Genomic DNA, 12004 nt, shown 5'->3' with positions numbered 1-12004 from the left:
AGGCGATTCTAACGAGGGGGAGAGTCCGGTCCCGACGGCTCAACGCGAGGAGTTCGCCGTGCGTCCGCGGACGATCCCCACGAAGGTCTCGACGTCGGGCGTGGTCCGGTCGCGCGGCCAGGCGAGGGCGACCGTCGAGACCGGGCCGTCGGCCAGGATGCGGTGATCCACGTCCTTCCGGTGGTGCAGCCGGGCCAGCGACATCGGCACGATGACGATGCCGACTCCCGACGCCGCCGTGGCGATCGCGTCGGCCGTCGACAGGGCGCCGACGCGAGCGGGGGCGGTGTCCGGCAGGTTCAGCGGCCCGAGCACGTCGTCCGACAGGGAGAGGAGCACCTCGCCGGCGAGGTCGGCGGTCGTCAGCTCGTCCGCCGCCAGCAGGTGCGAATCGGTCGAGGCCACGACGACCGGGACCTCGTCGTACAGCGAAATGACGTGCAGGGTGTCGTCGTCCAGCGGGAGGCGTACGAGGGCGGCGTCGAGATCGTCGAGCGCCTCTCGCTGCCCGGCGGCCTGGATCGGGACGAGTTCGATGGCCACATCGGGCAGGCGCCGCTTCCACGTGTCGATCCACTTGCCCGGCGTCGCTCCGGGCACGGCGCCGAGGCGGAACGTCCGAGGCTCCTCGAGTGCTGCGGTCGGAGCGTCGAACACGACCTTCTCGGCGCGGGGTGGGCGGCGCGGAGCCGGCTTCCCCTGGCGTGAGCCGCCGCCCGCGGCACGGCTCCGGTGGGCGGGTGAGCCCTTGCCGGAGCCCTTCGCGGGTCGTCGTCCCTGGTGCGCCATGGGATCCAGGCTACTCGGGGGCTCCGTCCGCGCGGAGCGGCGTCGTCGGCGGCTCGGGGGCGGGGGAGAGGTCCGCGGCCGAGCCGTCGTCGGTGGCCGAGCGCCTTTGGGTCCGCCGGACCAGTCCGGCGACACCGCCCACGAGGAGCAGCGCCCCGGCGGTGAGGAGCACGATCGTGAGCAGGGTGGCGGGAGTCATCGTCCCCACGCCGTCGGCCAGCGCGGCGCGGCGATCCGCGTCGGTGAGGAACCACAGCGCCCCTGCGGCGATCGCAGCGAAGGTCGTGCCCCAGATGATGGATGCCCAGCGCACCCGCGGTGCGGTGATGGTCTCGGTGCTCATTCCTGGCCCTCCTCGGGCTCCTGCAGGGTCACGACGATGGTGCCGCTCGACTGGTCGATGGTCACGGGCTGGATCGTGGAGGGGCTGCCCTCCCCGGCGGAGATGTTCGCGTTGACGACGTTCTCGCCGCCCCGGGGCGTCGCGGGGATGACGCCGGTGTCCATGACCGTCGGGTCGTCGGGATCGATGCGGAGCCAGCTCACCTCCACGGCATCGCCGACGGTCCCGCGGAGCTGCAGTTGCACGCCCGCGTCCACGAAGATCTCGGTCCGCCCCGATCCCTTCTCGATCTCGATGGGGCGGGGGCCGCCGTCGTGCGGGTGGAGCTGCAGGTACAGGTCGCCGAACGGCTGCCGGACGTGCGCCTCCTGGTTGTTCGTGAGCGAGGCGTACCCGAGTGTGAGGCCCGGCATGGTCGAGAGGAAGCCTGTCAGAAGCCCCGCGGCGAGGGTCAGCGCGCTGAGGAAGGCCAGGGCACCGCTGCGGCGACGGAGAGCGCCGGCCAGGATCATCGCCAGGGCGAGGACGAGGGCTCCCGCGAGCAGCCCCAGCGCCCCGCCGAGGGTCTCACCGACGATGAGCCCCACGGCGGCGCCCACCATGATCGCGAGTCCGAGCGCGGCCATGACGAACGCGAAGCCGGCACGCGGGTTCGACGCGCGGCGGACGCGTCGGCGTTCCGCGGCCTCAGCGGCGAACGCGGCGGCTTCGGCCTGACGCTCCCTACGGAGCTGGTCGCGCGCGGCGCGCTCCGCGTCCTGCTGCTGGCGGCGCCAGGCCTGATCCTGCTCCTTCCACGCGGCATGCTGTGCGCGCCAGGCTTCCAGCGCGGCCGGGTCCTGGGTGCCCGGAGGCAGCGGCGCGGGCGGGGCGGGGATGGCGAGCACGTCGACGGCGACGTCTCCGGCGAGCGGCGCGACGGGAGCCGCCGGAGGCGTCGGAGCCGTCGGTGGAATGGCGTCCGCCCCCGTGGCGGGACCCGAACCCGCGAGGGGGCGGACGCGGCCGGGGCCGCCGGATCTGCGGAAGCCCCCGGCAGATCCGGCGCGGAAGCGCCCGGGGTGCGGCGCGCGGCACGCACGATGAGGAAGAGCAGAGCGGCGGCGAGTACGAGGCCGACCACCCAGGTCACGGTCGACAGCGCTGACCAGCCGTCGTAGCCGAGGCCGAACAGACGCCCGGTGAGCGGAGCCGTCGGGAAGAGGCCGATCACCGCCACCGCCAGGATGCCGAGCTGCACGGGGTCGTACCGGCGCTGCAGCAGATCACGCAGATGCATGCGGCCGTCGACGTCCGGCAGCACGGCCCAGGCGAGGGCGTACAGGAACAGCGCGGGAAGACCGAAGAGGGCGGCGACGACGAGGATCCCGCGCACGATCAGCGGGTCGATGCGCAGCCGGATCGCGATGCCGGCGGCGACACCGCCGAGCCACCCGTCGGTGCGGACGACGCCGAGCCCGGAGACCCACAGGAGGAAGCGATCGGCGCCACGGGATGCGCGAGGGGCGTCCGTCGCCGGCACATCGTGGTCGGCGGGCGGCGGCGGGGCGGTCGGAATCGTCATATGTCGATCCTCGCGGTCGCGGGCGCTGCGGTGCCATGGGGGGAACCCCTGAGCACACCCTGATTCCGGACCGGGGAGGTCCCCGGAGGACGATGCGGATGATTGGATGACGGTATGACTTCCGCCGTGTCCGCGCCCGCCTCTTCGGTGGCGGTGACCGCGCGTCCGGCGCTGGTCCGCGACCGCGACGCTCTCGTGACCGGGGTGAGCGCCGGGCTCGCACGCCACCTCGGTGTGCGCGTGGGGCTGGTGCGGGCGCTGTTCCTCGCCCTCACGCTCTGTGGCGGCGCGGGCATCCTCCTGTACGTCTGGTGCTGGACGTTCATGCCGTGGGCGGACGGGACGACGGCGCCGACGCGACGCCTCCCGGTCGCCTGGCTCCTGCTGGTCCCCGCGGCCGTCGGCGCGCTCGTCGTCGTGGGGTGGCGCGGGGGCAGCGACTGGCTGAACGGATCGATCCCTCCGGGGACGGCGGCCGTGGTCGTCGGCGGTACCACCCTGTGCGCGACCGCTTCCGGGCTGTGGGCGACGCTCGTCGATCGCACCGACACGGCGCGCGGCCCCCGGCACACCACCACCGTCCGCATCCTCGCGGTGCTGATCCTCGGGTTGGTCGTCCTGCTGTTGCTGTCCTGGCGGATCGCGAGTTCCGGACTCGTGCTCGTGCTGCTCCCGCTGACCGGACTGGTCGCGGTCGTCGCATCGACGCTCATCCCACGGTGGCGGGAGCTCGCCGGTGAGCGCGTGCGCCGCATCCGGGAGGAGCAGCGGAGCGTCATGGCCGCCCACTTGCACGATTCCGTGCTGCAGACGCTCGCCCTCATCCAGAACCGGGCCGGGGCGTCGAGCGAGGCGGCACGACTCGCCCGCGCCCAGGAGCGGGAGCTGCGTGCCTGGCTGTATGACGGAGACGCTCCCGCCGACAGCGACCTGCCGACGGATCTGCGCGACTACGGGGCGGCCCTCGAGATCGACCACCCGGTGCGCATCGACGTGGTGTCGGCCGGTCTCTCGGCGGAGCGGGCGAGCGGCGAGCTGGCCGCCGCGGCGCGAGAGGCGATGCTGAACGCCGCCCGGCACGCGGGCGGCGAGATCTCCGTCTACATCGAAGGTCGTGTCGACGGGGTCGAGGTGTTCGTCCGTGACCGCGGACCCGGATTCCAGCTCGACGAGGTGCCCGGCGACCGCCTCGGGGTGCGCGAATCGATCATCGGACGCATGCGCCGCGCGGGCGGCACGGGATCCGTGCGCAGCGACGACGCGGGCACCGAGGTGCATCTGCGCATCCCCGCCATCTCGTCCCCGGAGCGGGGCGCCGTCCGACAGGAGTTCCGTGGCTGACCGTCTCCGCGTCGTGATCGTCGACGACCATTCCATCTTCCGCTCGGGGCTTCGTGCCGACCTCGACGCGAGCGTGGAGGTCGTGGGCGAGGCGGCAGACGTGCCATCGGCGATCGCCGTGATCGGGGAGACAGCGCCGGACGTAGTGCTCCTCGACGTACACCTTCCCGGCGGGGCGGGCGACGACGCGACGGGCGGGGAGGCGGTGATCCGAGGGGCGGGGGGCGACGGCTCCGCGCTTCCTCGCCCTGAGCGTGTCCGACGCAGCCGCCGACGTCGTGCGGGTCATCCGGGCGGGCGCGCGCGGCTACATCACGAAGGGCTCGTCGGGACGCGAGGTCAGCGATGCCGTGCACGCCGTCGCCGAGGGAGACGCCGTCTTCTCGCCGCGGCTCGCCGGCTTCGTGCTCGACGCCTTCGGCGCGGTCGCCGGGGAGACCGCCACGGCGACGGACGAGCTCGACCGGCTGTCCTCCCGCGAGCAGGAGGTCATGCGACTCATCGCCCGGGGCTACGCCTACAAGGAGGTGGCCGCCGCGCTGTTCATCTCGATCAAGACGGTGGAGACCCACGTCTCGTCGGTGCTGCGCAAGCTGCAGCTCTCCTCGCGTCACGAGCTCACGGCTTGGGCGTCCGAGCGACGCCTGCTCTGAGCGCGGTCAGGCCGCCAGCCAGAGGCCCTTCTGGTCGGTGGCGACGGTGAGTCCCGCCGCGACGGTCTCGTCATCTCCGATGCGGGCACCCCGCACGATGCGGGCCCCGGCACCGATGTCGGTGCGGACACCGACGTGCGCGTGATCGCCGACCGCGGCGCCCTGCCCGACGTGCGCGTGCGCGTCGATGTACGCCCCTTCGCCGATCACGGCGTCCTCGTCGATCCACGCACCGCGGGCGATGATGGCCCCCGCTCCGACGCGTGCTCCCGGTTCGATGTAGGCCCCCGCCTCGATGTGCGCCTTCGGATGCACCTTGGCGCCATGCGCGACGAGACCGCGACCGTTGGCGTGCTTGCGATACCGCAGCGTCGCTCCGTGGTCGTTCTCGATGTCGACGTAGTTCTTGCCCACGATTCCTCCCGTGCTCCGGAGTTCTCCGGATATATCAACAACCACGAGAGGGGGAGATTCATTCCCGCGGATGGATACGGCTCAGCGCTGGCACCGGGGGCACCAGAACGTGATCCTCTCGCGGGTCGGATCCGCCCCCAGCTCCCCGCGGCGGATGAGGGTTCCGCACCGTCGGCACGGGCGCCCGGCCCGGCCGTACACCCACGTCGACTGGCCCGGCCGGTCGATCCCGGTGAAGGTGCGATTGCGGCGGTCGCGGTTCGCGCGGATGGTCCGCACGCCCAGGTCGACCAGGGCGGTCACGTCGACCTCGGGCGTCGGCGTGGTCGGCAGGATTCCGCGGAGGAACAGGAGTTCCGCGGCGTACTCATTGCCGAATCCGGCGACGTTGCGCTGGTCGAGGAGGGCGACATGAATCGGCCGGGTGTCTCCGCCGAGCCGCCGCACGGCCTCCACGGGGTCCCAGTCGGCAGCGAGCGGATCGGGGCCGAGGTAGCCGACGAGCTCGTCCTCGTCACGAGTCGGGACGACCTCGACCTCGGCGATGTCCACGCCCACGGCCTCGCGTTCCGCCGTCCCGACGATCGCCCGCACTTTGAACGCCGGATGCCGCCATTTCTCGCCCGGCCGGTACACGAACCAGGCGCCGTCCATGCGCAGATGCGAATGCAGCGTGCTCTCGCCGATCCGCAGCAGCAGGTGCTTGCCGCGGGGGACTGCACCCTGCACGCGCTGCCCCGTCAGGTCGAGGGTCGCGAAGCGGGGCACCCGGAGGTCGAAGCGCGTGACCTCGCCACCCGCGAGCGCCTCGTCCAGGCGGCGCGCGGTGCGGAAGACGGTGTCGCCCTCGGGCATCAGGCGGTCCCGGGGGTGGGTTCGTGCGGCGCGGAGGCGGGCGAGGCGGCGGTGAGCGCGGTGCGCGCCTGCATGTCGCGCGCCAGCATCGTGCTCCCGGCGACGGCGGCCGGCATCACGGCGACGGCACCGCCCGGGATGAGAAAGCACAACTGGGTCGCCACGCCGAAGCCGAGCACGCGGGCGCGACTGCTCTGGAACAGGGCGGCGCGTGCGGCCGGGCTGAGGTCGCGTGCATCGAAGGCGCGGCCGGTGAGTTCCCGCGCGAGCAGCCGGCCCGTGAGGATCACGCCGGAGACCGCGCCGAGGAAGCCGCCGATACCCGGCACGAGTCCGATGAGGAGCACGAGGAGCGCGATCAGGATGCCCAGCACGATCAGTCGGAGCCCCTCACCGACCGTGGTCCAGAAGCTCCCTCCGTCCGCGGGAGGAGGGTCGCCGAGGTCCCTCTCCACGGCGAGCCAGATGCGCTGGTAGAACGGGTCGCCGATCGTCAGGGTGAGGGCGCTGAACACCGAACTGGCCAGCGCGAGCGCGGCGGCGACCACGACGAGGCCCACGGCGGTGCGCAGGAAGCCCCGCCACGGCTCGATCCAGCCGTCCGCGAACGGTGTGAGCCACGCGGACAGCGACGGCATCGACAGGATCAGCGGCACGAGGACGGCCGCGAGCAGCACGAGGGCGATGACGGCGGGGACGAGCCCGAGAGCCATGAGCCCGGGCCGGGTACGCCACACCCCGAATCCGCGGAACAGGGTGCGGACGCCGGCGGCGAACTCTCGGATCATGGCTCCAGGCTAGGGGGGTCAGTAGTGATAGCGGGCCTGCAGGATGGTCACGTGGCGATCGGTCGCCGTGTAGACGAGGCGATGAGCCTCATCGATGCGCCGAGACCAGGCGCCGGCGAGCGCGTGCTTGAGGGGCTCGGGCTTGCCGATCCCCTGGAAGGGGTCGTCGCGAAGGGTGTCGGCGATCAGGAGGTCGATTCGCTTGAGAGTGCGACGGTCTTCCGTCTGCCAGTACACGTAGTCCTCCCACCCTTCGGGTGTCCAGACGAGGAGCCGGGTCGTCATGCCTCGTCGAGGTCGTGCTCCGAGACGTCCCCGTCGCGGCCAGCGGCCAGGGCGCTGAGGAGTCGCTGAGCGTTCGCGGGCGAGCGCAGCAGGTAGCTCGTCTCCACCAGCGAGTCGTACTCCGCCTTGGACATGAGGACGGCGCTTCCTCGGCGCGAGGTGATCTCCACTTCGCTGTGATCGAGGTTCACCCGCTCGATCAGGCCGAACAGATCGCGCCGTGCTTCACTCGTCGTGATGGCCATGTCGTTCCCCTTCTGGTACGGAATATGGTACCACTCTTGATGTCGGGTCAGACCGCCTTGCGGAGGGTGAAGCCGCGCGGCGTCTGGACGAAACCCGCCTCCTGCAATGCCCGTCCGAGGATCGTGCCGTACACGCCCTCGCCGTTCACCTTCTCGACGGTGAGGGTGTCGAGTCGACGCTCCCTGGCCGTGGTCGCGAGGTCGGCGGCGGCGGCCTGCAGCACCTCCTCGTCGTCCGTGAAGCACAGGACCGTGCGGCCGCCGCGCTCGAGCGACAGGACGAGGGCGCCGTCGACGAGCACCACGAGCCCGCCCGCCTTCCGCCCGGGGCGATGCGAGACACCCTCGAGCTTCGGCCACCCGAGCGCCGCGCCGTACGGGTTCGCGGGGTCGGTGGCCGCCAGGGTGACGGCCTTCCGTGGTGGCGGATCGGCGAGACCGGCGTACGTGCGGAGACGGTCGACCGTGGCCGAAGCCGCGAACTGCGCCGCGCCGAGCTTCTCGATCACGTAGCCGCGGCGGCAGTGTCCCGCCTCCTCGAAGCCGGCCAGCACGCGGTACGCCTGCGCGAAGCCTCCCGGAACGCCCTCGGACTGCACGGCGCCTCGGGTCACCACGCCGTAGCGGTCGAGGAGCAGGCCCGCAGTGACCGTCGCGCGACGCGCCGGATCGGTCTCGACCTCCGGGAGCAGCGACCACCGGCCGCCGATCGAGGTGGGTCGAGGAGCGGCGCGCGTGAGCGACATCCCGCGGTAGGTCCGGGCACGCGGGGCGCGGCGCTTCACCTTGTGGGCCTGGGAACCGCCGGTCAGGAGCGACCGGATCGGCGCGAACGTGTCGTTCGTCACGTGGCCCGACCAGGTCAGCGACCAGAGCGCCTCGAGTACGGACTGCTCGTTCTCGGCGCCTGTCATCTCCTTGAGCTGCGCGGCGAAGTACGCGCCGCCCGCGGCGAGGGCGGAGAGGAGACGTGCCTCCAGCGACTCCGCGGCGACCTCCGCATCCGGATCGGGAAGGGTGAACGGGGCGAGGTCGGCGGGATGCAGCGAGACCCAGCCGTCACGACCGGGAAGCGTCCCATGGCCGGACCAGATCACCTCGCCGGCGGCGGTGAGCTCGTCCAGCATCGCCGGGGCGTAGTCGCGCACACGGGACGGCAGCACCAGGGACTCCCATGCGCTCGCGGGGATGGGGACACCGGCGAACTGCTCGATCACCGTGAGCACGCCGTCGATGCCCTCCAAGGGGCGTCCGAGGTGCTGCCAGTCCGGCAGGAACCGCGCATAGGCCTCGGGCGACACCGGCTCGACGGATCCGCGGATCGCCGCAAGCGACCGCATGCGCAGACGCCGCAGCACCTCGGTGTCGCACCACTCGATGTCATCGCCGCTGCCCGCCGCGGTGGGGAGGAAGTAGCCGCTCGTGAGGCGGCCGCTCGTCTCCAGCCGCTGCAGGGTGTGCCGGGCGACGGCGGTGCCGAGTCCGAACCGCTCCGCGACAGCCGTGGTCGTGAAGGGGCCGTGGGTGCGGGCGTGACGGGCGACGAGGTCGCTGAGGGGGTCCGCCAGGGGTTCCAGGAAGGCCACCGGGATGCCGGTGGGCAGCGCCGCCCCGAGCGCGTCGCGCAGACGCCCTGCGTCCTCGATCGCGGCGACTCTGGTCACGCCGGCGATCGTGACCGGGATGGCGCGACGAGCGGTCACGAGCTCGTCGAGGAGCGTCGCGGCGGACGCCCCGCCGCTGGAGTCAGGATCAAGGCGTGCCGCCACCTCGCCCGCGTCGAGCGGTCCGAGGAGCCGGAGCAGGTCGGCAACGCCCTCCAGGCCGCGCGCCCGGCGCTCCGGATCGAGCCGCTGGGCCTCCCGCTCGAACTGCGCGATGACGTCGGGATCGAGCAGCTCGCGCAACTCGACCGTGCCGAGCAGCTCGCCCAGCAGCGCTGGATCGACGGAGAGGGCGGCGGCGCGGCGTTCGGCCAGCGGCGAGTCACCCTCATACATGAACGCGCCCACGTAGCCGAAGAGGAGGTCGCGGGCGAAGGGCGACGGCTGCCCGGGCTGGGTCTCGACGAGGCGGATGCGGCGGTCGGCGATGCTCGTCGCGAGCTTCCGCAGCGACGGCAGGTCGTAGACGTCCTGCAGCACCTCGCGCAGCGTCTCCAGGATCACGGGAAAGGTGGGATGCCGACGGGCGACCTCGAGGAGCTGAGCCGAACGCTGGCGCTGCTGCCACAGCGGGGTCCGGCGGTTGGGGTTCGTCCGCGGCATGAGCAGTGCCCGCGCGGCGCACTCCCGGAACCGCGACGCGAACAGTGCCGAGCCGCCGACCTCCTGCGTGACGAGCTGTTCGAGCTCGTCCGGGTCGAACACGAACAGCTCCGCACCGGGCGGCTCGGACTCGGCGTCGGGGATGCGGACGATGATGCCGTCGTCGCTGGCCACCGCTGAGCCCTCGACGCCCAGGCGCTCTCGCACGCGGGCGTTGATGGCGAGTGCCCACGGTGCGTGCACCTTCATGCCGTACGGGGAATGCAGGATCACGCGCCAGTCGCCGACCTCGTCGTGCCCGCGCTCGACCGTCAGCGTGCGGTCCGTCGGCAGCGTGCCCGTCGCCTCCCGCTGCTCGGAGAGGTGGGCGAGGAGGTTCGCACGCGCCTGCTCGTCGAGCCCGGCCGCGATGAGGCGCTGCTCCGCCTTCTCCGGCTTCGCGGCGGACACCTCGCGGGAGAACGCCCCGAGCGCTTCGCCCAGCTCGAACGGGCGGCCGATGCCGTCGCCGTGCCAGAACGGCACCTTGCCGGGCTGGCCGTAGGCGGGGATGACGTTGACCCGGTCGTGGGTGATCTCGGCGATGCGCCAGCTCGTGGTGCCCAGGGTGAACACGTCGCCGACGCGGGACTCGTAGACCATCTCCTCATCGAGCTCGCCCACCCGGGCGCCCGTGGACTCGCCTGCCACGAAGACCCCGAAGAGGCCGCGGTCGGGGATCGTGCCGCCGCTGGTGACGGCGATCCGCTGCGCGCCAGGACGGCCCGTGAGCGTACCGGCGTCGCGATCCCACACGAGCCGCGGGCGCAGCTCGGCGAACTCGTCGGAGGGGAAGCGTCCGGCCAGCAGATCGAGCGTCGCCTCGTAGGCGGAGCGGGGGAGCGATTGGAACGGGGCGGAGCGGCGGACGGTCTCGAACCACTCCTCGACGCTGATGGCGCCGAGGGCGCTGGCCGCGACCGTCTGCTGGGCGAGGATGTCCAGGGGGTTCCGCGGCACCTGGATGGCTTCGATCTTCCCCGCCAGCATCCGTTCCGTCACGATCGCGGTGTGCAGCACATCGCCGCGATGCTTCGGGAACAGAGCCGCGCGGCTGATCTCGCCGACCTGATGCCCCGCCCGACCCACGCGCTGCAGCCCGGAGGCCGCGGACGGCGGCGCCTCCACCTGGATCACGAGGTCCACGGCACCCATGTCGATGCCGAGCTCCAGACTGCTCGTGGCGACGACGCACCGCAGCACGCCCGACTTCAGCTCCTCCTCGACCTGCGCGCGCTGCTCTTTCGACACCGAGCCGTGGTGGGCCTTGGCGAGCACCGGATCGGCGCCCGCGGTGGAGCCTGCCTGCGCCATCATCGCGGCGGGCACGGTCGGCTCCGGCAGCGCGACGCCGATCCGTTCCGCGTAGATCTCGTTCAGTCGCCCGGTGAGTCGTTCGGCGAGGCGGCGGGAGTTCGCGAAGACGATGGTCGAGTTGTTCTGCAGGATGCGGTCGACGATCGCCTCCTCGACATGCGGCCACACCGAGCCCGTGACCTCGGTGTACTCCGCGTCGACGCCGGGGGCCTCCGGCGGGGCGCCCGGTGGGGGCGGCGGGTTGGTCATGTCGTCCATCGGCACGACCACGCCGAGTTCGAAGGTCTTCGACGCGGGTGGGGCGACGATCTCGACCGGGTCCGCGCCGCCGAGGAAGCGCGCGACCTCGTCGATCGGTCGCACCGTGGCCGACAGCCCGATCCGCTGTGCGGCGGTCTCCGCCCCGTGGAAGCGGCGCAGGGCGTCGAGGCGCTCCAGGCTGACCGCGAGATGCGCCCCGCGCTTGGTGGCGGCGACCGCGTGGACCTCGTCGATGATGACCGTGTGCACGTCGCGGAGGGTGTCGCCCGCCCGGCTCGTGAGCATCAGGTACAGCGACTCCGGTGTCGTGATGAGGATGTCGGGGGGATCGGACACCAGCTTGCGGCGATCGCTCGAGGTGGTGTCGCCGGAGCGGACGCCCACCGTGATGCCGGGTGCGGTGAGCCCGAGCCGGCGTGCGGACTGTCCGATGCCGATGAGGGGGGAACGCAGGTTGCGCTCCACGTCCACGCCGAGGGCCTTGAGCGGCGAGATGTAGAGGATGCGCGTGCGGGAGCCGTCCTTCTTCGGTTCCTCCGACGCATCGGCGCGCTCGCGGAACACGCTGTCGATCGCCCAGAGGAACGCCGACAGCGTCTTGCCGGAACCCGTCGGCGCGACGACGAGGGCGTGCTTGCCGGCGGAGATCGCTTCCCACGCTCCGGCCTGCGCCGGCGTGGGTGCGGTGAAGGCACCCCGGAACCAGTCCTGTGTGGCCGGGGTGAAGCGGTCGAGCACGTCGCTCATGCCTCCATCATTCCCGACCCCACCGACATCCGGCCCCGACCTTGACACCCGGCGGCCCCGTACGCGTTCCGCCCGCACGACCCGGTTCCGCCCGCA

General features: G+C 72.4%; 12 protein-coding genes and 1 pseudogene. 3 read left to right on the top strand and 10 right to left on the bottom strand.

The annotated features are described in order from the left end of the window. Positions 1-39: 39 nt before the first annotated feature. From FY549_RS01530 to FY549_RS16885, 4 genes are read right to left on the bottom strand one after another with little or no spacing between them, the layout of a single operon-like run. Positions 40-789 carry a substrate-binding domain-containing protein gene (locus FY549_RS01530; protein WP_149083517.1) on the bottom strand — a complete coding sequence of 250 codons (750 nt, stop codon included), beginning with the start codon at positions 787-789 and terminating at the stop codon, positions 40-42. Between the two features lie 10 nt (positions 790-799). After that, positions 800-1132: a hypothetical protein gene (locus FY549_RS01525; protein WP_187614898.1), complete on the bottom strand. Its 333-nt coding sequence runs from the start codon at positions 1130-1132 to the stop codon at positions 800-802. Further along, a complete protein-coding gene (locus FY549_RS01520) occupies positions 1129-1758 on the bottom strand; it encodes a hypothetical protein (RefSeq protein ID WP_149083516.1) in 630 nt (209 codons plus the stop codon). Before FY549_RS01520 ends, FY549_RS01525 begins: the two co-directional genes overlap by 4 nt. Further along, a complete protein-coding gene (locus FY549_RS16885; RefSeq protein WP_410428258.1) occupies positions 1641-2522 on the bottom strand; it encodes a PspC domain-containing protein in 882 nt (293 codons plus the stop codon). The genes FY549_RS01520 and FY549_RS16885 overlap by 118 nt, the downstream gene beginning before the upstream one ends. Here FY549_RS16885 and FY549_RS16650 point away from each other — a divergent pair. The 3 genes and pseudogenes from FY549_RS16650 (at position 2406) to FY549_RS01505 (ending at position 4690) form a co-directional block, all read left to right on the top strand. Next, positions 2406-2759: a hypothetical protein gene (locus FY549_RS16650; protein WP_262381080.1), complete on the top strand. Its 354-nt coding sequence runs from the start codon at positions 2406-2408 to the stop codon at positions 2757-2759. The genes FY549_RS16885 and FY549_RS16650 overlap by 117 nt on opposite strands. 51 nt (positions 2760-2810) lie before the next feature. Continuing rightward, positions 2811-4037: an ATP-binding protein gene (locus FY549_RS01510; protein ID WP_149083514.1), complete on the top strand. Its 1227-nt coding sequence runs from the start codon at positions 2811-2813 to the stop codon at positions 4035-4037. Then, positions 4030-4690: pseudogene (locus FY549_RS01505) on the top strand (LuxR C-terminal-related transcriptional regulator). The gene FY549_RS01510 and the pseudogene FY549_RS01505 overlap by 8 nt, the downstream one beginning before the upstream one ends. A 6-nt stretch (positions 4691-4696) precedes the next feature. Here FY549_RS01505 and FY549_RS01500 read toward each other — a convergent pair. The 6 genes from FY549_RS01500 to FY549_RS01475 all read right to left on the bottom strand — a co-directional run bounded on the left by FY549_RS01500 (position 4697) and on the right by FY549_RS01475 (position 11908). Next, the gene (locus FY549_RS01500; RefSeq protein ID WP_149083513.1) at positions 4697-5104 is read right to left on the bottom strand and encodes a DapH/DapD/GlmU-related protein; all 408 of its coding nucleotides are present in this window, start codon (positions 5102-5104) and stop codon (positions 4697-4699) included. Positions 5105-5185: 81 nt separating this feature from the next. Next, the gene (locus tag FY549_RS01495) at positions 5186-5959 is read right to left on the bottom strand and encodes a DNA-formamidopyrimidine glycosylase family protein (RefSeq protein ID WP_149083512.1); all 774 of its coding nucleotides are present in this window, start codon (positions 5957-5959) and stop codon (positions 5186-5188) included. Continuing rightward, complete coding sequence (locus tag FY549_RS01490; protein WP_149083511.1) at positions 5959-6747, bottom strand: EI24 domain-containing protein; 789 nt, start codon at positions 6745-6747, stop codon at positions 5959-5961. Before FY549_RS01490 ends, FY549_RS01495 begins: the two co-directional genes overlap by 1 nt. Before the next feature lie 18 nt (positions 6748-6765). Next, positions 6766-7032, bottom strand: coding sequence for a Txe/YoeB family addiction module toxin (locus tag FY549_RS01485; protein ID WP_149083510.1), 267 nt, complete (start codon positions 7030-7032; stop codon positions 6766-6768). Next, positions 7029-7277 (bottom strand): type II toxin-antitoxin system Phd/YefM family antitoxin, encoded by a 249-nt coding sequence (locus FY549_RS01480; RefSeq protein ID WP_149083509.1) that lies wholly within the window; start codon positions 7275-7277, stop codon positions 7029-7031. Before FY549_RS01480 ends, FY549_RS01485 begins: the two co-directional genes overlap by 4 nt. Positions 7278-7324: 47 nt before the next feature. After that, positions 7325-11908 (bottom strand): ATP-dependent helicase, encoded by a 4584-nt coding sequence (locus FY549_RS01475; protein ID WP_149083508.1) that lies wholly within the window; start codon positions 11906-11908, stop codon positions 7325-7327. Positions 11909-12004: the final 96 nt, after the last annotated feature.

Origin of the sequence: Microbacterium sp. 1S1, from assembly GCF_008271365.1 — a bacterium.
GTDB lineage: Bacteria > Actinomycetota > Actinomycetes > Actinomycetales > Microbacteriaceae > Microbacterium.
Note: the sequence above shows the minus strand (reverse complement) of the source record. Positions and strands in the feature narration are given on the sequence as shown.